This window comes from Anaerostipes faecalis, assembly GCF_018982945.1.
In the GTDB taxonomy this organism is placed as follows: domain Bacteria; phylum Bacillota; class Clostridia; order Lachnospirales; family Lachnospiraceae; genus Anaerostipes; species Anaerostipes faecalis.
In genome coordinates, this window is the sequence record NZ_JABRXE010000012.1 from 14,297 (window position 1) to 35,503 (window position 21,207).

17 protein-coding genes and 1 tRNA gene are annotated in these 21,207 nt (G+C 33.9%); 14 read left to right on the forward strand and 4 right to left on the reverse strand.

Going from position 1 to position 21,207, the window contains the following annotated elements; genetic code table 11:
- Positions 1–17: 17 nt before the first annotated feature.
- A complete protein-coding gene (locus KTB61_RS11310; protein ID WP_075760236.1) occupies positions 18–905 on the reverse strand; it encodes a DMT family transporter in 888 nt (295 codons plus the stop codon).
- A 335-nt stretch (positions 906–1,240) separates the two neighbouring features.
- Between KTB61_RS11310 and KTB61_RS11315 the strand changes: the two genes are divergently transcribed.
- Genes KTB61_RS11315 through KTB61_RS11340 form a run of 6 tightly spaced genes read left to right on the forward strand, consistent with a single transcriptional unit; the run spans position 1,241 to position 4,923 of the window.
- Positions 1,241–2,452 (forward strand): FAD-binding protein, encoded by a 1,212-nt coding sequence (locus tag KTB61_RS11315; RefSeq protein ID WP_216697534.1) that lies wholly within the window; start codon positions 1,241–1,243, stop codon positions 2,450–2,452.
- Positions 2,445–3,095 (forward strand): FAD-dependent oxidoreductase, encoded by a 651-nt coding sequence (locus KTB61_RS11320; protein ID WP_216697535.1) that lies wholly within the window; start codon positions 2,445–2,447, stop codon positions 3,093–3,095. Before KTB61_RS11315 ends, KTB61_RS11320 begins: the two co-directional genes overlap by 8 nt.
- Positions 3,096–3,100: 5 nt before the next feature.
- Positions 3,101–3,364: a hypothetical protein gene (locus tag KTB61_RS11325; RefSeq protein ID WP_216697536.1), complete on the forward strand. Its 264-nt coding sequence runs from the start codon at positions 3,101–3,103 to the stop codon at positions 3,362–3,364.
- 36 nt (positions 3,365–3,400) lie between these two features.
- Complete coding sequence (locus tag KTB61_RS11330; protein WP_330656378.1) at positions 3,401–3,712, forward strand: ABC transporter permease; 312 nt, start codon at positions 3,401–3,403, stop codon at positions 3,710–3,712.
- A gap of 25 nt (positions 3,713–3,737) precedes the next feature.
- Positions 3,738–3,950, forward strand: coding sequence for a hypothetical protein (locus KTB61_RS11335; RefSeq protein WP_075760238.1), 213 nt, complete (start codon positions 3,738–3,740; stop codon positions 3,948–3,950).
- Positions 3,951–3,987: 37 nt separating this feature from the next.
- A complete protein-coding gene (locus KTB61_RS11340; protein ID WP_216697537.1) occupies positions 3,988–4,923 on the forward strand; it encodes an ABC transporter substrate-binding protein in 936 nt (311 codons plus the stop codon).
- Positions 4,924–5,055: 132 nt separating this feature from the next.
- On the opposite strand, the gene htpG is transcribed toward KTB61_RS11340, so the two are convergent.
- A complete protein-coding gene (gene htpG / locus KTB61_RS11345; protein ID WP_216697538.1) occupies positions 5,056–7,050 on the reverse strand; it encodes a molecular chaperone HtpG in 1,995 nt (664 codons plus the stop codon).
- A 251-nt stretch (positions 7,051–7,301) separates the two neighbouring features.
- Here htpG and KTB61_RS11350 point away from each other — a divergent pair, with 251 nt between their 5' ends.
- From KTB61_RS11350 to KTB61_RS11375, 6 genes are read left to right on the forward strand one after another with little or no spacing between them, the layout of a single operon-like run.
- Positions 7,302–8,621 (forward strand): hypothetical protein, encoded by a 1,320-nt coding sequence (locus tag KTB61_RS11350; protein WP_216697539.1) that lies wholly within the window; start codon positions 7,302–7,304, stop codon positions 8,619–8,621.
- Positions 8,622–10,319 carry a glycosyltransferase family 52 gene (locus KTB61_RS11355; protein WP_216697540.1) on the forward strand — a complete coding sequence of 566 codons (1,698 nt, stop codon included), beginning with the start codon at positions 8,622–8,624 and terminating at the stop codon, positions 10,317–10,319.
- Positions 10,282–10,953 (forward strand): acylneuraminate cytidylyltransferase family protein, encoded by a 672-nt coding sequence (locus KTB61_RS11360; protein ID WP_216697541.1) that lies wholly within the window; start codon positions 10,282–10,284, stop codon positions 10,951–10,953. Before KTB61_RS11355 ends, KTB61_RS11360 begins: the two co-directional genes overlap by 38 nt.
- A complete protein-coding gene (locus KTB61_RS11365; protein ID WP_075760244.1) occupies positions 10,946–12,553 on the forward strand; it encodes an aldolase catalytic domain-containing protein in 1,608 nt (535 codons plus the stop codon). Before KTB61_RS11360 ends, KTB61_RS11365 begins: the two co-directional genes overlap by 8 nt.
- On the forward strand, positions 12,543–14,495 hold the full coding sequence (locus KTB61_RS11370) for an HAD family hydrolase (RefSeq protein ID WP_216697542.1): 1,953 nt from the start codon (positions 12,543–12,545) through the stop codon (positions 14,493–14,495). Before KTB61_RS11365 ends, KTB61_RS11370 begins: the two co-directional genes overlap by 11 nt.
- Positions 14,496–16,016: a glycosyltransferase family 52 gene (locus KTB61_RS11375; protein ID WP_216697543.1), complete on the forward strand. Its 1,521-nt coding sequence runs from the start codon at positions 14,496–14,498 to the stop codon at positions 16,014–16,016. It begins immediately after the preceding gene.
- Between the two features lie 23 nt (positions 16,017–16,039).
- Here the strand turns inward: KTB61_RS11375 and KTB61_RS11380 are convergent, their stop codons facing one another.
- Both KTB61_RS11380 and KTB61_RS11385 read right to left on the reverse strand, forming a co-directional pair.
- Positions 16,040–17,428 (reverse strand): hypothetical protein, encoded by a 1,389-nt coding sequence (locus tag KTB61_RS11380; RefSeq protein WP_216697544.1) that lies wholly within the window; start codon positions 17,426–17,428, stop codon positions 16,040–16,042.
- Between the two features lie 127 nt (positions 17,429–17,555).
- Complete coding sequence (locus tag KTB61_RS11385; RefSeq protein WP_216697545.1) at positions 17,556–20,024, reverse strand: glycosyltransferase; 2,469 nt, start codon at positions 20,022–20,024, stop codon at positions 17,556–17,558.
- A gap of 207 nt (positions 20,025–20,231) precedes the next feature.
- Between KTB61_RS11385 and KTB61_RS11390 the strand changes: the two genes are divergently transcribed.
- Both KTB61_RS11390 and KTB61_RS11395 read left to right on the forward strand, forming a co-directional pair.
- Positions 20,232–20,305: transfer RNA gene (locus KTB61_RS11390), tRNA-Pro, on the forward strand.
- Positions 20,306–20,403: 98 nt separating this feature from the next.
- Entirely contained in the window at positions 20,404–21,024 is a 621-nt protein-coding gene (locus KTB61_RS11395; protein ID WP_216697546.1) for an epoxyqueuosine reductase QueH, read from the forward strand.
- Positions 21,025–21,207 lie beyond the last annotated feature (183 nt).

A 21,207-nucleotide genomic window follows, 5' to 3' on the forward strand; every position in this document is an offset into this window, starting at 1 on the left:
TTTATAAATTCATAAAATTACATATCTGCTGTTTCCACATGGGAATAAAGCAGTACACCGCCAATGGTAATAGCACCTCCGAGAATCTGTAATATGGCAGGCATTTCACCGAATAAGATTAACGCAAGAATAGATGCCACCACAGGTTCGCATAGTTTAGACGCAGAAACAAAGGCAGGTGAGAAATATTTCAGACACCAGGTAAAGATACTATGTCCCAGCAATGTGGAAAAAATTCCAAGGAGAAGTCCGCAAATTGCGGGATTCATACCATATTCCCAAAATGAAATTTTTTGAAATGCGATGGCAATCAGTAAAGATGTCATACAAAAGAAGTATACAATATAAGTGTATACTGTAGTACTCATTTCTTCTCTCATTTTTCGTCCAATTAGCATATAAACTGCAACAAAAATAGCAGCAGCTAAAGAAATAAAATCTCCATACAATGCATTTCCGGAAGCATGGGAAGAATCAGAAAAAGCAATAAAAATATTTCCTAAAAATGTAATCATAATACTTAAGATCGCGAATCTGGATAGGTGTCCTTTCATAAAAATGGCATAGCCAATGGCTACCCAGATTACCTCAGTACATACAATTGCAGTAGAACTGGCAACAGAAGTATGATATAGCGATTCAAACCAGAAAGTAAAATGCAGTGCCAGAAAAATACCACTCAATGCACTCAGCAGAAAGTTTCTTAATTTACAAGTTTTTAATTCTGTTCGATGTTCCCCATTGGAAAATAGCATTGGTGACAAAAGAATCACGGTGAAAAATAAACGATAGAATGCTGTAACTGTAGATGGTGCTTTCGAATATCGAACAAAGATAGCAGATAAAGAAATACCAAAGATGCCAATTATGATCATAATCATAGGATGTTTTTCTATAAATTTCATTTGTTAAATCCTCATAGCTTATATTTATAACGTGTGTAACGTCATAGTCAATTATAACAGTCAAAATAGCATCAAACAATAAAAACAGGTTTCTTTTGTGAAATTTTAATTATAATAAGTGTGATATGACAAAACAAAGTAAGTAAGAGTAGAAGATAAACTTAAATTTATTGATTGACATATAGATAAAATTCTTCTAATATTATAAAACATATTAAACATATATAATTAGTATGAAATAGAAGCTGATTAGAAAACTAGAGGCTATAATTCTTGAAATAATGGATTGTAGCTTCTTTTTTTTATTTATAAGAGAAGATTAAGGGGGAAAAAATATGCCACCAATTATTGACAAAGAAAAATGTAAAAAATGTGGATTATGTGCGGAAATATATCCTTTAGATGTGTTAAAAGTGGACGAAATTTCCAAGGAGATTTTAGTAAGGTATCTAGAGGAATGCTGGCATTGCAGAGCCTGTGTACTCGACTGTTCATCAAATGCTATTCGTATGAGATATCCACTAACTCATTTTATGTTATATCGAGAACTGAAAAATCAAAAAAAGGGGAATAAAAAGATGAAGTTAAAAAGAAGGGAAAAAATAGAGAAAACAGATATATTAATTGTAGGTGGTGGAATAGGAGGTCTTCAAGCTGCGATTTCTGCAGGTGAAGCTGGTGCGAAAGTTATTGTAGCCGAAAAAACTCATGTGAATCGGTCTGGAAATGGCAGTACAGGAAATGATCATTTTTTATGTTATATTCCCAAAATTCATGGAGATGATATCCGACATGCAATGGAGGATATTAAAGATACAATGGATGGTCCGGCACAAGATGAGGAAATGCTCTACACTTTATTAAAACATTCCGAAGAATTGGTAGAAAAATGGCAATCCTATGGAATTAATATGAAACCGATGGGGAAATATCATTTTGAAGGGCATACGATACCTGGAAGACCGCATTATCATCTGAAATTTGATGGTAGGAAACAAAAAGAGTGTTTAGTTCGAGAAGCTGTTAAGCAGGGAGCAATCATGCATAATCATATAACGATTAGTAATCTGCTGGTAAATAAAGAGGGAAAAGTTATTGGAGCAGTTGGAGCAGATGTCTCAGATGATATTCCAGAGTTGGTGGTGTATCAGGCAAAAGCAGTCATTATTGCAACGGGACCAAACTCCCGAATGTTTCCTGGAACAGTTCCAGCCGCACTTTTTAATATGAATGGATGTCCGGTGTGTACAGGGGGTGCCATTTTGGCATATCGTGCAGGAGCAAGACTGGTTAATTATGATATCATTGGATGTCACGCAGGGCCGAGATACTTTATACGAAGTGGAAAAGCTACCTGGATTGGAATGCTTTCTGATTCTGAGGGGAATTCTGTAGGTCCTTTTGTGAATAAGCCATCCAGAGAATACGGAGATCCTATGTCTGATATTTGGCCGGGAGTTTTTGCAGATAAATTAAAAGATGGTACCGGCCCTGTATACATGAATTGTACAGGATTATCGGAGGAGGCTGAGAGAATGTATGATTGAATTTGGTTCTTATGGAAAAGCATTTGCAGCAGGTGGAATTGATGTGGATACAGAAGCTGCAGCTACGGTGGAAGGTTTGTATGCTGCTGGAACTGTGTGTGGCAATTTAAATGGACATATTACGAGTGCCGCTGTATTTGGAGAAATATCTGGGAAAAAAGCGGCAGATTATATAAAAACAGTAGAAGAAGAAACGGTAGAAAATCATCCATTGATTACGGAAACAGAGGAACTTTATCAATCATTTCTGAAAAGAGAGAATGGAAGTAATTGGAAAGAAGCAAATATTATGTTGCAACAGATTATGATTGACTATATTGGTGGAGAGAAAAGAAGTGGTTCTTTATTGAAAGCTGGAATTAAATATCTTCGTGATCTGAAAGATATGACCTATCGAGAAGTTAGCTGTGAAAATGCGCATGATTTGATGAGGACACTGGAAGTATTAGATATGTTAGATATTTGTGAGATTGGAGCTTTAATGGCAGAAAACCGCAAGGAAACCAGAGGAAAAAATCATTTTCGTCCAGATTATCCATTTACAAATCCATTATTGAACCAATATTTCCAGACAGCGGAACAGGTTAAAGGGAAAGTGAAGCTCGATTTCCGTAAAAATCGAAGATTAAGAAAAGAGGCATAACGAACATGAAAGAATATAATTTAAAAAGTTGGATAATAGAAGTGATAAATTATGCAGCATTTCCTGTTATCATTCTATTTTGCTGGTATCAAGTAACAAAATCCGGGGAAGTTTCATCGTTAATGCTTCCATCGATTGGAAAAGTAAAAGATAGTTTTTGTCTGCAGTTGCAAAATGGTCATCTTTTGTCGGATATCGGTGCTAGTGTTGGCGCAGTAATTAAAGGATATCTTACAGGAACTGGACTAGGACTTTTTTTGGAATTATGATGGGCATTTTTCCAAGAGTAAATAAATTTTTCATTAATATTTGATGCAATCCGTCAGATACCTGGAATTGCATGGTTTCCACTAATTATTCTTTGGTTTGGAATTGGAGATTTATCAAAAATAATTTTAGTGGCGAGAGGAACTTTTTTTCCTGTTTTAGTAAATACAATTGATGGAATTTGTTCTACAAACCCTAAATATGTCGATTTGATAAAATTGTATCAGGTAAAATTGAAAGATATTATTTTTAAAATTTATGTACCATCTGCATTGCCATTTTTATGTGTTGGGCTTCGTCTGGGCGCAGGAATGGCATGGATGTCTGTTGTTGCAGCAGGAGATTCTTAGGATCTGGAAACAAGAAAGAACAACCATGATTATGGTGACACACGATATAGAAGAAGCCATTTACTTAAGTGATCACATTGTAATTCTGGAAGGAAAACCGGCGACAGTAAAAACTATAATTCCGGTAGAGATGGGAAGACCTCGAAACAGGACCAGTTATGATTTTGATCAAATTCGAAAAAAGGTCTATCAGGAATTTTTTGGAACAGAAGAAATTGAAATTGAGTATCAGATTTAGATGATATTTTTTAAATGAATTTAGGAGAGGATTAATTATGAAAAAGAAAATAGGAAAGATTGTTTTTAGGTATGGATATACTGCAACAAATTCTGATGTACTTCCAGGATTAAATGGGATTGCATTAGAACAAGGATATTTTAAGGAAGAACTTTCCAAAGAAAATGCAGAATTTAAAGCTATTCCTTTTGTAAAAGCAGGCCCAGCCATTAATTCTGCTTTAGCAAGCGGCGGACTGGAGGCAGCAGGTCTTGGAGATGTCCCGGCAATTGTTGCAAAGTCTCAAGGATCAGATACAATGGCTATTGATATTCAGCCTTCTGACTATTCTACACATTTGATCATATCAAAAAAATCCGGCTTGAAAAAAGTCGAGGATTTGAAAGGAAAGAAAGTAGCAGTACAAAGTGGATCCTATATGCAGCGAATATTATATCAGATTTTAGAAAAACATGGTCTTTCTGCTGAAGATGTAAAGTTAGTAAATATGTCAGAGGTAGATGCTGCTAATGCAGTTGAAGCAGGAAGTGTCGATGCTACTGCGGTTACGGAAATGAAGGGAATCAAACTGGAGCAAGGGAAGAATGTTGAGCTGTTGTATGATACGGAAGGTGTTACCGAATTGGAAAGAACAAGTGTTACTCTTGTGAGAAGTAAGTTTGCAAAAGAACATCCTAAGGTTGTTGTTGCTTATTTACGTGCATTAATCCGTGCTCAGGAATATGCAAAGAAACATCCGGAAGATTTACGGAAACTGTATATCAAGAGCGGTATTGAAGAAAAAATTGTAGATCTGACCTATCCTAAATTGACAGATTATAACAGCATTGTAGGAACAACCGGAGAAACGAAAAAGGTATTTGAAGGAGTTATCACTTTCTTAAAAGAAAACGGATTAATTAAAAAAGATGTAGATTTAAATCAGTGGTATGATGGAAACTTTTATGAGAAAGCTAAAAAAGAATTGAAATAATTAAGAATATTACAAAAAATTATTTGTCTAGGAAATCATCACGAGGATAAGAAATGAAAAACACCATCCAAGTCAGGTACATAAGATTAGTGTTCTGAGTAGGATGGTGTTTTAAATTGAATAAAGTCAATATTATTTGGTCAGCATTTCCATAATCTGATTGCTTCGTGTGATGAATTTCGTCATTGCTTCTGGTTCTAATGGTTTGTGGCTTAACATTGCCAGATCATAGAGCTGTTCGCAGATGATTTTTGCATTGTCAGCATCTCCATGTTCAAATAGGTATTTAACAAGCTTATTATTTGCATTTAATGTGAGAGATTCCTGAGAACCGCCAAACATATTTGGATCCATTCCCGGCATACCATACATTTTCATCATATCCTGCATACGTCTGCTTTCTTCTGAAAGTGTGATAATGGAAGAAATTTTCTCATCTTTTAATTTTTCCACATGGACATCCAGATTATCTTTTTCAAGGGTTTTACGGAATAAATCAGTTAATGCATTTGTAATATCTTCCAGTTCTTTTTCATCTACATTTTCTTTCAATGCATCTTCTACATCTGCATCAATGCGCTTAAATTTAATATGCTGATTCTGCTGTTCGATTTGTGTAATAAAGGCAGAGTCAATATTATGAGTTAAGATGACAGCATCCATACTCTGTTCTTTGAACATATTGATGTACTGGCTTTGCTGCACTTCATCTGTAATATAATACAGGGTAGTAATATCGTCATCATTTGCCGGTGTCGGTACCAGATCACTTAATGTTACATACTTATGTTCAATGTTTTTAAACAGGATGTAATCTTTGATCTTATCTGAAAATTTCTGATCGCGAATAAAACCGAACTTGATAAATGGACTGATATCGTCCCAGTATTTTTCATAAGATTCACGATCTGTCTTGCACATACCGGTTAATTTATCTGCAACCTTCTTTGTGATGTAATCAGAAATTTTCTTTACAAAGCCATCGTTCTGCAGAGCACTTCTGGATACATTTAATGGAAGATCCGGACAATCAATGACACCTTTTAACAGCATCAGGAATTCAGGAATCACTTCTTTAATATTATCGGCAATAAATACCTGACTGTTGTAAAGTTTAATGGTACCTTCGATAGAATCATATTCTGTATTGATCTGAGGGAAATAAAGGATTCCTTTCAGATTAAATGGATAATCCATGTTTAGATGAATCCAGAATAATGGTTCCTTAAAATCATGGAAGACTTTATGATAAAATTCTTTATATTCCTCGTCTGTACAATCATTTGGGTGTTTCATCCATAATGGATTAGTGTCGCTTAAAGAAACAGGACGTTTGTTGATTTTAACCATTTCTCTTGCTGGAGAAATTTCTACGGTTTCCTTTGTACCGTCTTCATTTTCTTTTTCCTGGGTTTTTGCATCCTCATGGATATGTTCAACAACCACATCATCGTCTTTTAATTCTTCTTCTGGTATGGTTTCATATTCCTGTTTTCCTTCTACAGAAAGGAAAATCTCATTTGGCATAAAGGAACAGTATTTTTCGATAATTTCTCTTGCACGGTATTCGTTAGCGAATTCTGTACTTTCTTCACTTAGGAAAAGAGTAATTTCTGTTCCAACAGTTTCTTTTGTACCGGTTTTCATATCATATTCTGTTCCGCCATCACATTCCCAGTGTACAGGTTCTGCGCCTTCTTTATAGGAAAGAGTGTCAATATGAACTTCGTCTGCAACCATAAAAGCAGAGTAGAAACCAAGTCCAAAATGCCCGATAATCTGGTCCCCCTCTGTTTTATCTTTATATTTTTCTAAAAACTCAGTTGCACCGGAAAAAGCAATCTGTGTAATGTATTCTTCAACTTCATCGGCAGTCATTCCAAGACCGGTATCAATGAATTTTAAAGTTTTCTTTTCTGGATCGAGAATCACATCTACTTTATTTTTGTGACCTTCTGGGAATTTATATTCTCCCATCATGTCAAGTTTTTTTAATTTTGTTATGGCATCACAACCATTAGAAATTATTTCACGAAAGAAAATGTCATGATCAGAATAAAGCCATTTTTTTATAATAGGAAAAATATTTTCACTGTTAATTGAAAGATTACCATGTTTTGCAGCCATGATAGATACCTCCTTGATGATTAATTGTCAATTTGTGTTTCGTGTTCTACATAATATAGGACACTTGTTATAAAAGGTATTGTAGAGCTATTTTAATGGAAAGTCAAGAGAAAATTAGCACTCGATGAAAAAGAGTGCTAACAAAGAGTGACAAAATTAAGTTTCACCATAATTTAACATAAACTTGATGTTGTGTAAATCTGGCATGCCTATAATATAAAGAAATGTTAGGAAAAAAGGAGAAAGATAAGATGTCATTTACAGCGGAATGGGCAGATGCCCAGAATCTGTGGGAGATAAGAGGTTATGGGAAACACGATGCAGTAAATTATGTTAGGACATTTTTAGGACATGACCAGGTTTATGTTCCGATGAAAGAAGTATTGATTTTTGAAACAATTCCGGATGTGTACAGAGCGAATCCTTTTATGAAACAGGCGATGGATGCAATTCATTACAATCATATAGAGATTATTGCCTACGATGATGGAAAAAAGGGTTCTTTACATAAATATCAGGAAATTCTGAAAAATTGTGGATATTCTTATATAGAAAAAATTGCTTTGGCTTCGGAATTTGGACAGAGAAAATGTAATTTTCAATTTTTTAAGAAAATGATTGCTACATACAATCCGAAAGGAAACAAGTATGGAATGATTTCAAATCGTATGAATTTTTTCGCAAAAATTAATCATTTGGACTTTCTTCTATATAAATCACCAGATGTTTATCCATATCGTTACTATTTTGGAAAAAAGCTAAAGAAAACAGAACAAATTTTTACAAACTTTATTAATGAACAGTTATTTAACGGTAGCATAAAAGAGTCAAAAGGATATCACTTTGGATATGCCTTTGAAGGAATTTTATGCTATGGATTTTTGCGCTTTATAAAGAACTGGAAGGAAACAAATCAAATTGGGAATCTGTACTTTACAGAAACTTCCAGTACTCTTTGTCAGGCATATGCAAATCTTTATCCTGATGACGATGTGGAAATTATTTATATTGAACAGCGGACCCAGCGAAATATGGCTTTAACTGAATATTTGCAAAGAAATGTTCAGAAATATGGAATGGTCGTAGATTTTTCCATTCAGGACGATCTAAAAGAATATTTGCAGAATAAAGTTGGAAAAGATGTTAAAGTATGTAATCTTAAAGATTTTTTCGGAAAAAAAGTATCCGAAAAATATTATCAAGATATTCATCGAGCAGTAGAAATGGCAAGAGAATCCAGCTTTTATGTGGAATATTATCGACAGAATCTTCCTGTGTGGAAGGAGGAAAAAGAAGATTTGAAATCCATTCGAAATCGCCAGGAAATACAGCGTGGTATTTTTGATTTTGTCTGGCAGTTTAATACCTACATAAAAGGATATGTAGAGGATACTGCCTATGGAGCATCTTTTGCTTCGTTTATCGGGAGAGTTCTTCATTATGCTTTTGACGAAGTGGAACGTTCGAAACCACACTTAGAACCAGTGCAGGCCATTGTTCAATCCAAAGCAGCCAAAGATACTTATCATATAATCAAAAGATTTTATCAGAAAATGAAAAGGAGTGCATAGATGGTTTTATATATTGGAGCATCTCTATATCACATTTTATGTTTTTCGATACATAAATTATTAAATCATCCCACAGAGAAAGCCGTGTTGATTATCGGGGATAATATCTTTTCCAAAAGTGGAATGAAAGAATTAAAAAGGAATCTGGAGGCATCAGGGCTATTTCATCAGGTAATCGTTTTAAATTTTATCGAAGGTGCTTATGACAATCCTTATAAATTAAATGAAGATTCTCCAGGAGAAAAAGTAGATAGTTATATTCAGTGGAATGAACAGTGGATTGAGAACTGGATGAGAAAAAAGAAGATTGATTTAAGTCACTTTACAGAGTTTAATTCAGCAATTGATCACAGACATATGGGAATGTATTTGTTATCTAAAAAAATTCCATATCAATATTTTGAGGATGGAAATGGATTATTATCTAGAGAATCTGTTCAGCTTGATTTTCATAAAAAAGCTCAATATGCATCTTATGCAGTGACAGTGAGATTACATGCACTGGGAAATAGTCAGTATGTGACCAAAAAATATGCCAATGCCAGTGCACAGCAGCCGGGATTTTATGACGAAAAAATGGAAGATTTTAATGTTATTCAATTATTTCCTAAACTTGCACCAGATTGGAGAGATAAGGTGTTAAAAATGTTTAATGCCAGGAAATTACAGGTGAAAGGAAATAAGCAGCCGGTACTGTATTTAACCAGATATGTAAGATATCTGCAGAATCCTACAATGGATAATCATCATTTTATATCTGCAATGATCCTGGATCTGTTTGCAAAAGAATCCCCTGTTATTATAAAACCTCATCCGAGAGATTTTTCTGGGAGATACCGGGATTTATTTCCTGATGCAGTGGTACTGGATAAACATTTTCCATCAGAATTGCTTCCATTTATATATGATGGAAAGTTTGAAAAGATTATTACTACGGGATCTACTGCCATTGACGCATTGATGGATTATACAGATGAATTAATTAAGTTAGATGTAGGATTTGAAAATAAAATAGATGCAATTTATCAGTATATTGGAGCAGTGCAACTGGTACAGAAAATTTTCCCGGGAATTTCTCCGGAAGAAATAGGGATTATAGGCTGCCTGAGAGAATTCATTGATCCGTTGTGTCAGCAGTTCTTAGGTTTCAGGATTCCAGAGCCGGTTTTAGGAAGGAATTATAAGGTGGTTCTGGCAGATGATGTAACAGAACCACTGCCATCGGCTGATTGTGTTTGTTATCTTAACACAAAACAGGATTACTATTTTGCAGATGTGATGCAAGAATCATTTGATGATATTTTTTATTTAAATATTCAGGTTATGCCGGAAGAAGATCCATGTTATGGAAAGAAAAAAGAAACAGCTGTTTATATAAAGACAGATTGTCTGGAAATAAAAGAAAAGATAGAACATTTTTATCATAAAACAGTTTTTCCGCGAACGGGTATTTCTATGACTATGGGAACAGGAGAGAAAGAAAAACAGGAATATTTGACAATGCTTTCAGAAATATTCTGGATAAAATGCAGGAGAGAAAGAGAAAATCCTGAGATTGTATTTCCGGTTATGTCCGAAATAAAAAGAAAAATTACAAAAGAAGATGTGAAATCTTTACGACAGTTGTTAGCTGTCATGAGAAGAAAGGAAAAGGAAGAAAATGAAGATAACTGCATTTGTACCAATGAAATTAAATAATGAGAGGCTTCCAGGAAAGAATACAAAACCATTTACAAATGGAAAGCCATTGTGCCACTACATATTAAACACACTTTTAAAAGTAAAAGGAATTGACGAAATTTATGTATATTGTTCAGATCCAACAATTCTTTTGTATCTGCCAAAAGGTGTAAAATTTTTAATGAGAGATCCTAAACTGGATGGAAGCCAGGTTAAGATTAATGAAGTTTTAAAGGCATTTGCTAAAGATGTTCCATCAGATATTTATATACTAACTCATGCTACAGCTCCTTTTATCAAACCAGAGACAATAAAAGAAGGAATTGATGCTGTAAAGTCAGAAGAATATGATTCTGCGTTAACTGTAATTAAACAGCAGGATTTCTTTTGGATGGATGGTAAACCATGGAATTACGATACAAAAGAGATTCCAAGAACTCAGGACCTGAAACCGCTTTATCGGGAAACAACAGGGCTTTATATTTATGAAGAACATTTAATAAAAGAAGAAAACCGTCGGATTGGTGAAAAACCAAAACTTTTAGAGGCAGACTGGATGGAGGCAGTGGATATTAACAATCCGGAAGATTTTGTGATTGCGGATGCTATATTTAATCATTGTATCCGGACAGGAGGAAAAAAATATGAATAAAATATCGATTCTTGATTGTACATTAAGAGATGGTGGATATGTAAATGATTTTGATTTTTCAAAAGGAACCATTCAGACAATCATCTCCAAACTTGGAAAAGCACATATGGATATTATTGAATGTGGATTTTTAAGAGATATTATATATGATGAAAATAAATCATTATATAGTGATGTTGAACAGATTACACCGTTGATAAAAACAAAGAAAAAGCATTCCATGTATGTTGCAATGATTGTAACAGGTACTATTTCAGCTTCACAAATTGCACCTAGAACAAAAGATTCTATTGATGGAATTCGAATTACATTCCATAAAAAAGAAATAGACGAAGCATTTACACTGGGATATGCATTGATGGATAAAGGTTATGAAATTTTTATGCAGCCGGTGGGAACAACAACATATACAGATATTGAAATTCTGTCTTTGGTGGAACGAATTAATGAAATGAAGCCGTATGCATTTTATCTGGTAGATACTCTTGGAAAACTATATGCAAAACAGCTGCTGAAATTATTTTATCTGGTGGATGACAATTTAGATGAGGATATTACCATTGGATATCATTCACACAATAATCTTCAGCTTTCATTTTCAAATGCTCAGGCATTGATTCAAAGCTGTGGAAAAAGAAATCTGATTATTGACGCGTCTATACTGGGAATGGGACGTGGAGCAGGTAATCTTTGCAGTGAAATTATAGCTCAGTATATCAATGAAAATATTGAATACCGTTATCATACAGAATTACTCATTGAACTGGTAGATGAATATATTAATCCCATTTCTTATCTTCATCCGTGGGGATATAGTGCAGGATACTTTTTAGCAGCAACTAATAACTGTCATCCTAATTATATTGGTTTTCTTCTAAATAAGCAGACTTTAAATATGAAAAGAATCTATCAGGTGTTAAAGGAAATACCGGAAGAAGAAAGAGCTTTATATAATGAGAAACTGATTGATTCCCTTTATTTGAAATTTCAGGAAAATGAAGTGGATGATAAAGAAGTATTAGAAAAGATTTCAAAGATAATCAAAGGGAAACGAATTGTCGTAGCCGCTCCGGGGAAAAGTCTCATTGATGAGAAAAATAAAATTCAGGAATTTTTAAAAGAAGAAAATTCTGTGATATTTTGCGTAAACAGTATTCCTGAATATATGAATCCGGATATTCTATTTGTCAGCAATCAAAAGAGATATCATCAATTAAAAAAAGAATATAATGTTAAAAATCTGCCATTTCCGGTACTTCTTACATCTAATATAGATGGAGGAAAAGCTATGGATTTTGTAGTAAATTATTCTGACCTGGTTATGGAAGATCCTATGATTTCAGATAATGCATGCCTTATGCTGTTTAATTTATTTATCAAAATAGGTGTTGATGAAATTTTTACTGTGGGATTTGATGGATATCATACCAATGTTGAAAGAAACTATTATGATCAAAGACTGATTAATAGTTCTGATCGTGAAAAGTTAAGTACGATTAATAAACATATTCAAAAATATATGAAGAAGATTGAATCACACATGGAAGTTCATTATGTGACAGACTCTATATATGACAGGAGCAGAAGTGATGTACGATGAAATTAAAAAAATTGCAAAAAAAGTGAAAAGAAAGATTCTTGGAAAAAAATTTCAGGAAAAAAATGAAATATTATCTATAGAAAAATCAGGAAGAAGCCGTTCGACAGTTTTTGCAAGAAAACTGTTGGAATATGATGTGGTTTCTTTTGATATTTTTGATACTTTGATTCTACGTACGTTAAATCGTCCAACAGATATTTTTATGATGGTGGGACAGAAGCTGGGAGTATTAAATTATACAACCATGCGTAAAGATATGGAGCTGATGCTAAGGGATAAGCAGGAAGCTGAGAATGGAAGTCGTGAAGTGACATTTGCCCAGATTTACCAGGCTATGGAGAAATATTGTGGTGTAGATGCCGAACTTGGAATGAAAACGGAATTTGAAACAGAACTGGATTTTTGCATTGCCAATCCATATATGAAAGAAGTTTTTGACTTATTGATCAGTTATGGAAAAAAAGTGATTATAGTGTCAGATATGTATTTTCCAGAGGAAATGATGAAAAGACTGCTGGCTTCCTGTGGATATGAAGGATATGACAGATTATTTGTTTCCTGTGATTATGGCTATAGCAAATGCTCCGGGAAATTATATCAGATCGTGGAGAGGGAATACCTGAAGGGGCAAACAGTTGTTCATGTGGGAGATAATGAAACCGTGGATTTGAATATGGCAAAGGAACAGGGATGGGCAGTACAGTTTTATCCGAGCATTGCTTCCAGAGGTGCAAAGTACAGACCAGGGTTGATGTCTCCATGTATCGGAAGTGCTTATCAGGCTGTGGTAAATATTAAAATGCATTCAGGTGCTTTTGATTCCAAAGAAGAAAAAGAGCTGTCATATCAGTATGGATATACATGTGGTGGAATTTTAATTTTGGGTTATGTCACATGGATTCATGAGCAGGCAGTAAAGGAACATATGGATAAGATTTTATTTATCGCACGTGATGGATGGATTATGAAAAAGGTGTATGATCAGCTATATGATGATATTCCATCAGAGTATGTTTATCTTTCCAGAAATGCTGCATTAAAATTATCTTATGATAAAAATCGCTTTGAGTTACTGAAACAGTTTATTGATCGAAGAATTGAGGCTGAAAATCCGTTTACGGTAAAAGAAATATTACTATCCATGGAATTAGAATGTCTGATTCCATTTCTTTCAGAAATTTCTATGGATGAAAACCATATCATTGATACGAAAGAGGCAGCAGGGATAATAAAGGAATTTGTACTGGATCACTGGAATGAAGTATCAAATGTTTATGAGTCATCATTAGAAGCTTTTAGTGAATATATAAGGCCGATACTTAGTCATTGTCACCATGTGGCAGCAGTGGATACAGGATGGAGAGGAACCTGTCCTATGGCATTGAAATTCCTGATTGAAGAAAAACTCAAGGAAAACTGTAAGGTGACAGGGATGATGATGGGCTCTTGTAAATATAAGCTGAATAATACGATACCATTAATTGCGGATAAATCCATCAGAGTCTATCTCTTTTCACCAGAACACAACGATCACCTGGCAAGATTTCATTATAAGAATAATCTGATTCATAATACTTGTGTAGAATTTATTACATCAGCGCCCCATCCATCGGTTTATAGTTTTGAAAAAGGGGAAAACGGAGGATATAAGATTAAATTTGAACATCCGGAAGTAGAAAATTATAAAATTACAGAAATGATTCATCAGGGAACTATGGATTTTGTAAAAGACTATAAAAAATACTATAAATCTATGAAGATTTTCTGGAAAATTCCAGCACTGGATGCTTACTGGCCTCTTCGATTTGCCATGGAAAAAAGATTTCATACCTTCATCTGCAAGGCTTTTCAAAAGTATGTATATAACAAATATGTAGGTGGCCTGGAGGGAAAAAGAGATATGGGGACCTTTGAGGAAATGTGCCAGGAGGAGGGAGTCTAAATGATTTTATATTATGCTGTCACCAGTTATCATGTGCTTTGCTGTATGCTTCATAAGCTGACCAGACATTGGGAGGAAGATGCAGAATTATTTATTTCAGACACTCATCCGGAATGTGAACGGTTGTTAAAAGCAGTAAAGGAAGGTGGCATTTTTCAAAATGTAAATACCTTTCCGGATAAGGGAAGAATGCTTCCATACAAAAAAGAATATGGAGAAAAAAAGAATTCAGAAAAATTAGATATTCTCGTAAATCGTCTTTGTGAAGAAATTGAAAAAGATTTTCCTTTTCAGAAGGAAGATATTACGGAATACAATATTTGTGGAGATCAGTACTCCTTAGGAATATGGCTGATTAAACATAAAATACCATATCATTTTTTTGAAGAAGGATGCGGGGTTTATACCAGAAAACATCTTTTACTGGAAAATATTCAGCGTTTGAATCCATTTCAGTATGATATGGCAAAGAAATACCAATGTATGGGAGATAATCCGAATATCAGTGAAAAGTATCTGGAATTTTCATCCCAGACAGGAGATTATGATAAAACCAATTGTGTAGATTTTTCCGTTAAGAATATATTAAAGGGATTGGAACATAAAAAGCTTCAAATGGTTCTTAAAACCTTTAAGGTTCCACAAAATGAAATGACAAAGGAAACATCAGTTCTTTTACTGACACAGCAATTTGTAAATATGGGATTTCTGACAGTGACTCAGGAAAAGGAATTGTATGATTCTATGCTGGACTACTTTGCTTTAGAGGGGAAATTATATATAAAACCGCACCCAAGTGACTGGCAGGGGCTGTATGAAAAATGGTATCCGGAAGCAACGGTCTTTCCAAGATTTATGCCTTCAGAATTATTGCCATATAGTGTGAAAGAAAAGTTTTCATCAGGAATTACTGTATCTTCCACATCAATTTTCGGATTAGAACCATTTTTAGAACAAATTATTTGTCTGGATTCTTCCTTGGAAGATCATTATGATAATATTCATTGGTATTACGCTGCAGGGCAGATGTTAAAACAGGAAGTCTGTAATCATGCGCAAATTGTCTATGAAGGGGAATGTTCTGAACTGTTTCATGCAATGACAGGGGAGAATTCTGTAGAAAAAGAGAGAAAAATCGTAGTAACAAATAAGAAGAAATTTTATCCAGAGGCAGATGTGGTGATTTATCTGAATGAAGATGAGAAAAATCAGATTCCAGACTGGATGTTTGAAGGTAAGGGAGAACTCTGGCCTGTAGCAGTTCAAATCAGGGATTTGGAAACCGGATGGATTGCCCGGCACTATTTATATATTTATGGCAGAGATCAGTTACTAATGAAAATGTTGAAAAGGGCAGAGGTGAGAAAACAATTGAAATATTCAGAAAAAGAAATTTTTGTAGACATAGAAGAATATAAATCAAAATGCATTGCCTTACAGGGAATGCTGGAAGCAACCAATCAACGAGTGGAAGCCTTATTAAAGGAAAATAAAAAATTAAAAGAGAATTTGAAAAAGTAATGAAAGGGAGCATGAAGCTCCCTTTAAATTACTGAATCAAACTGTTTGAGATATTCCTTTATAAGGACAGGTCGTTTTAAGATAATAACTTGCTGTTCTACTCCTAACCGGGATATAATTTCAAATTCTCTTGATTGAATGGTATTTTCATCATCGATAAGATATAAAATCATATTTTTATTTTCTTGTAATTGCTGCAGGCAATCATGAAGTTTTTCTTTTGAGGAATCCTGCAGACGATATAAAATATTTTGTTTATGTTTATCAGGTTTTGGAAGTAATTTTACATGTGGATATTTGCCGGAAGACAATTCTAATACAAGATATGGTTTTCCCTGATATATGGTTTCCTGCATTGTTTTTTTTAAGTATTCATATCGGGCGGAAATTCTAGGAAAATATCTGGCATGTTCATAAATTTTAGGATCTGCTTCCTTGTTTATCTGTAGAAGCTGTTTACCAGTACAATAGATTTCATCAAAATTCTGATAGATTTCACATCGCTGGCTAAAATAATATCTTCTTGTTTCAGATAACATATAAAAAGCCTGTTCATCTCTGTGAGATTCATATCTGATATATGACTTTTTCTCTGCCGGAATCTGGCTGAAATAAAGATAATCGGAATTTGTTAATTGTCCATAGTAAAATGCCTGGTCAAAAATTTTATTTCCCCAAAGACGTTTTAAATTTCTTTGATACATTTTCATGTAAGGATGATTTGCATTTACTGTATCAACAGCATGATCTGCATTCAGCAGATAGCGGAACAGATATTCATGCTGAAGATATTCTTCTAGAGTACACGGAACACGTTCTTTAAAATTAAAAAAATCAATAGATGGAGAAATGGAGTTTTTTACGATGGAATCTACCTGGGACATGGACGGAGTGATTAAGGTTAGATCATAATCTTTAGAATTTAAACTATCCAGATAGTTTAATAAATCCATGGCATTTTCCACTGTTGTATTACTGAAATTGCAATAAAATACCCATGATTTCTTATTGGAAGTTATTACTTTGCACTCATTGTTATAAATTTTGTCTGCCTGCAGGTAATGGCGATATAAATAAGAATCATCATTCTTCGTTCCCAAATAGTAGAAAAATTGTTCCGGACGTTTATAAAAATTCTGTGTAAAATAACTGTCACTAACCAGATATTTAGCAATTGCCAGCCAGTAATAATATTCTTCGGTTCCACGAATGACCAGATGAACCCGGTCTCTCCATTTAGAATTCTCCAACTGTTGCTGTATGTTCGGGAGCAGTTGTTTTTTTATTCCGACGATTTGTATTTTATTTGTGTTTTTCAGGTTTTCTATAAAAACATTTTGAATTTGACCTTTCAGCAATTCCCCCTGCATGGAATCATAAAAAATATAAGAATCTTTTACTGGTTCCTGCAAACAGGAACCATATCAGAAGGTTTTTTTCATTTTTCTTTTTATTTGATTTATCTGGGGCTGTTTTTCTTTCCTGAAATTTTCATAGGAAATTGCTCGTTTTTTTATTGTTTCCATTTTGATTCCTTTACTATTTTAATAATGCTTCAAATTCCAGATATGCAGATTGATTATATTCTTTGGGTGAAAAATTGTAATTGCAGACAGTACCCTGACACATTTTTTTCATACCTTGAAAAATACTATCTGGGTCCTTTTGTACAATTAGCTGCCCGTTGGGAATGCAGATATCTTTTCTTGTTGTAAAATCTGATATAATAACCGGAATTTTAAGTACCCGGACTTCAAGCACAGACATAGGCTGTCCTTCATAATTGGATGTCAGTATAAAGCAATCTGCTTTTTGGATGAGAGCAAAAGGATTTCTGATATTTCCAGTTAAAAAAACCTGATTTTCTAAATGTAATTTTCGAATTTCATTTTGAAGATTTTCTTTTAGCGGTCCATCTCCCAGAATAAATAGGATTGTCTTCGGATACTCTTTCTGCAGCCGATGGAAAGCTAAAATCAAATTATGATGATTTTTTTCCGGAGATAATCTACCCATTGTAATAAAAACTTTATGATCTTTTTCCGGCAAAGGAAGTAGCTGCATTTCTATTTGATTGTCGTTTTCATTCTGCTGTTCTTGTAAAATGTAATAGTCTTTTTGTCCAATTTCTAAAAAAGGATTTTTTTCTATGGCATTGTAAATTCTATTTATTGAAAATGTGTTACGGGCATAAGTGAATTTCTTTCTGGTCCAGATATTTGATAAAGTTTTTTTGTTTAATTCCATAACTGATTGACTGCAGGATACAATCTTATCGTAGAAGGGATAGGTGGAAAATACAACGTTTAAAATCTGTTCCAGGGATTGGTTTCCATGAACTGCACGTTTTCTTTCACTTCCCAGATCATTATGCTGCCAGATCATTTTCCGCTTTGCACCAGATGCCAGAAACAGCATTCCATAATGAGGACTGTATCCGGTAAATTCAATAACACAATCAAATTTTGTCCATCCGAACATTCTTTGAAATTCCCGCCTGAAAAGAGATTTCGGGTAATTTTTTACTGCGTCAAAGGAAGATAGACCTTTTTCAATGATAGTATCATAGATACTCATTTCTTCTTTTGTTCCATTGATTTTTCCAATCTGAGTGAGGACACGAGCTCTGGAATCTACAGACTCAATCATATCACCATTGGTATTTTTTGCATTCAGCACTGCAAGAACAGACACATCATATTTTTCATAATTCATTTGTTCAAGCAAACTTAATAAGGATTGGGTTACTCCGTTGCCACGCAGATCACTTCCATAAATCAGAATTTTCTTTTTTTTGTTTTTCAAAGAAATGAGAGAATTTCTATGTCTGCCATCTAAAACAATTTCCAAGACTTTTTCTCCAGAATGTTTGTTCTGCCATGGGTTTGTCCATTGTTTTTGTTTTTGATAAACAGTTTGATATACGGGATGTTTCCACTGTTCTTCTAAAATGCATTGAGTAAGTTTGTCTGCAGATTTGAATGTGGGACCTGGCATTTCCACGGCTGAGTGATATGATTCCATATCTTTTTTATACTGGTCTCCATCTGGAATATAGAAAAGAACTGGTTTTTCTGTTTCCAAAAAGTCATAATAAATGCTTGAATAATCTGAAATTAAGATATCAGTTATAGCGAGCATCTCATTGATGTCGATTTCGGCAGGAATTATTTTCTTTGAGCCTAATTTGTTTTTCTTTAAATATTCATACAAAATCTGATGGGGCTTCATTAAAACCTGATATTGTTCTGTATTCAGTTGTTGTTCTAAGATTTCCAAAAGTTTTAAATATTCTTCTATATGATGAATATCAGGACATTGGTTTTCTCTTTCCCGACAGGTTGGGACATATAAAATTAAATTTTTATGTTCCTCCAGTTTTATTCCATAATTATGGAGTTTTTGAATCATTGTCTCTTTCTTTGTACTGAATAATAAATCAGTTCGTGGCTGATTTACCGGAATTAATTTGCCGGGATATATACCTTCTAATTTAAATGTCTTTCTGAAAATGGATGTCATAAAATCGTTAGGAGTAATAATATAATCTGCTGCAAGAAAGTTTCGAATGGTGTTTCTGGTATCAACGTTTCCGTTTTCCATGTCAAAACCAATCTTTCTCCATGGGATTCCATGCCAGCAATTTATATAGATTTGTTTTTTTCTTGGTGTGAAATAGGGTGGGAATGATACATTGTTGATTAGATAGCCGGCAGTTGCAAGGTGTTTTACATAGTCTTCACTTTGATATCTTACAAAATGCACGTTGTTCATAGATTGATATTCTCTTATGAAGGAGTCATTAGCTTCGAAATCCTCTATTACCCAGAAATGCTGATATTTCCTGAAATCCTGTCGTTTTATAAATGCTTTAAATAATCCATATGGATTACAAACAAGACCACGACCTCCATAAGCTTCATATAGTACATGATTTTTTTGAAGCTTGTGATCTTTATAATATTCTATATAATTTAATTTAATTTCTTCTGTGATTATATTAGACATATGTTTCTGTCTCCATATATTGATTGGTCCATCCATATGTATATGTTACGTGAAAAAAGTAAAAAAAACAAAGAAAATATTTGTTAATGTTATGTAAGAAAAATGAAAAATGAGATTTTTATGTATTGCTAATTATGTAAATAGTATAAACCAATATTATTTTTCTCTTTACATATGGAATTGAATAGGGATATAATAGTAGAAGTACGGGGCGTGGCTCAGCTTGGTAGAGCGCGTGGTTCGGGACTACGAGGTCGCAGGTTCAAATCCTGTCGCCCCGATTATGAAACATCGGCAGGAGCTGTCGGTGTTTTTATTTTACTAGGGAAGCAGTTAAAACTGTTGTATATGGATACTGTTGATAGCAAAGGAAAACAATATGAATAAGATTAATTATCAGAAAGAACTGGATAAGGTTTTAAATAATTTGGCAGATGAACGACCAGGCCTCCTGTTACACAGCTGTTGTGCTCCATGCAGCAGTTATGTACTGGAGTATCTGGAAAAATATTTTCAGATTACAGTGTTTTATTATAATCCTAATATTGACTCCAGAGAAGAATACGAAAAGAGAGTGGCAGAACAGCAGCGGCTGATTAAGGAAATGGGATTTAAAGATATTTCAGTAATAGATGGAGGATATGATCCGGAAGTATTTTATCAGACTGTAAAAGGATATGAAAAAGAACCAGAAGGAGGTGCCAGATGCTATCTGTGTTATCGCCTGAGACTTGAAGAAACAGCAAGGCTGGCGGCACAGAAGAAATTTGATTACTTTACTACAACACTTACTATCAGTCCGTTAAAAAATGCTCAGTGGTTGAATGAACTGGGACAGAAAGCAGAAGAAAAATATGGTATTAGATTTCTGCCATCGGATTTTAAAAAGAAAGGCGGATATCAAAGATCGATTACATTATCTAAAGAATATTCTCTTTATCGACAGAATTTCTGTGGATGTGTTTTTTCTAAAAATGTAAATGAAATGCATGATCTATAATATTGAATATAACAGCAATATTATGGGAAAAGTAGTAAATAGTATCTGGAAATAATTTGATAAAAAAAAGGTCTTGCATAATTTGTTGAATTATGATAAAATTTTTACAATTTATGAGGAAATATTTCTAAAATAATAGAAGAGAAGGTATTGGAATGCACATGTCCAGTACCTGGGTTCGTG

Bases quoted from the DNA above. Each gene is read 5' to 3' on its own strand.
- KTB61_RS11350 (WP_216697539.1), top strand. From the start codon at position 7,302: ATGTCATTTACAGCGGAATGGGCAGATGCCCAGAATCTGTGGGAGATA.
- KTB61_RS11315 (WP_216697534.1), top strand. From the start codon at position 1,241: ATGCCACCAATTATTGACAAAGAAAAATGTAAAAAATGTGGATTATGT.
- htpG (WP_216697538.1), bottom strand. From the start codon at position 7,050: ATGGCTGCAAAACATGGTAATCTTTCAATTAACAGTGAAAATATTTTT.
- KTB61_RS11365 (WP_075760244.1), top strand. From the start codon at position 10,946: ATGAATAAAATATCGATTCTTGATTGTACATTAAGAGATGGTGGATAT.
- KTB61_RS11375 (WP_216697543.1), top strand. From the start codon at position 14,496: ATGATTTTATATTATGCTGTCACCAGTTATCATGTGCTTTGCTGTATG.
- KTB61_RS11385 (WP_216697545.1), bottom strand. From the start codon at position 20,024: ATGTCTAATATAATCACAGAAGAAATTAAATTAAATTATATAGAATAT.
- KTB61_RS11340 (WP_216697537.1), top strand. From the start codon at position 3,988: ATGAAAAAGAAAATAGGAAAGATTGTTTTTAGGTATGGATATACTGCA.
- KTB61_RS11310 (WP_075760236.1), bottom strand. From the start codon at position 905: ATGAAATTTATAGAAAAACATCCTATGATTATGATCATAATTGGCATC.
- KTB61_RS11355 (WP_216697540.1), top strand. From the start codon at position 8,622: ATGGTTTTATATATTGGAGCATCTCTATATCACATTTTATGTTTTTCG.
- KTB61_RS11395 (WP_216697546.1), top strand. From the start codon at position 20,404: ATGAATAAGATTAATTATCAGAAAGAACTGGATAAGGTTTTAAATAAT.
- KTB61_RS11320 (WP_216697535.1), top strand. From the start codon at position 2,445: ATGATTGAATTTGGTTCTTATGGAAAAGCATTTGCAGCAGGTGGAATT.
- KTB61_RS11360 (WP_216697541.1), top strand. From the start codon at position 10,282: ATGAAGATAACTGCATTTGTACCAATGAAATTAAATAATGAGAGGCTT.
- KTB61_RS11335 (WP_075760238.1), top strand. From the start codon at position 3,738: ATGATTATGGTGACACACGATATAGAAGAAGCCATTTACTTAAGTGAT.
- KTB61_RS11325 (WP_216697536.1), top strand. From the start codon at position 3,101: ATGAAAGAATATAATTTAAAAAGTTGGATAATAGAAGTGATAAATTAT.
- KTB61_RS11370 (WP_216697542.1), top strand. From the start codon at position 12,543: ATGTACGATGAAATTAAAAAAATTGCAAAAAAAGTGAAAAGAAAGATT.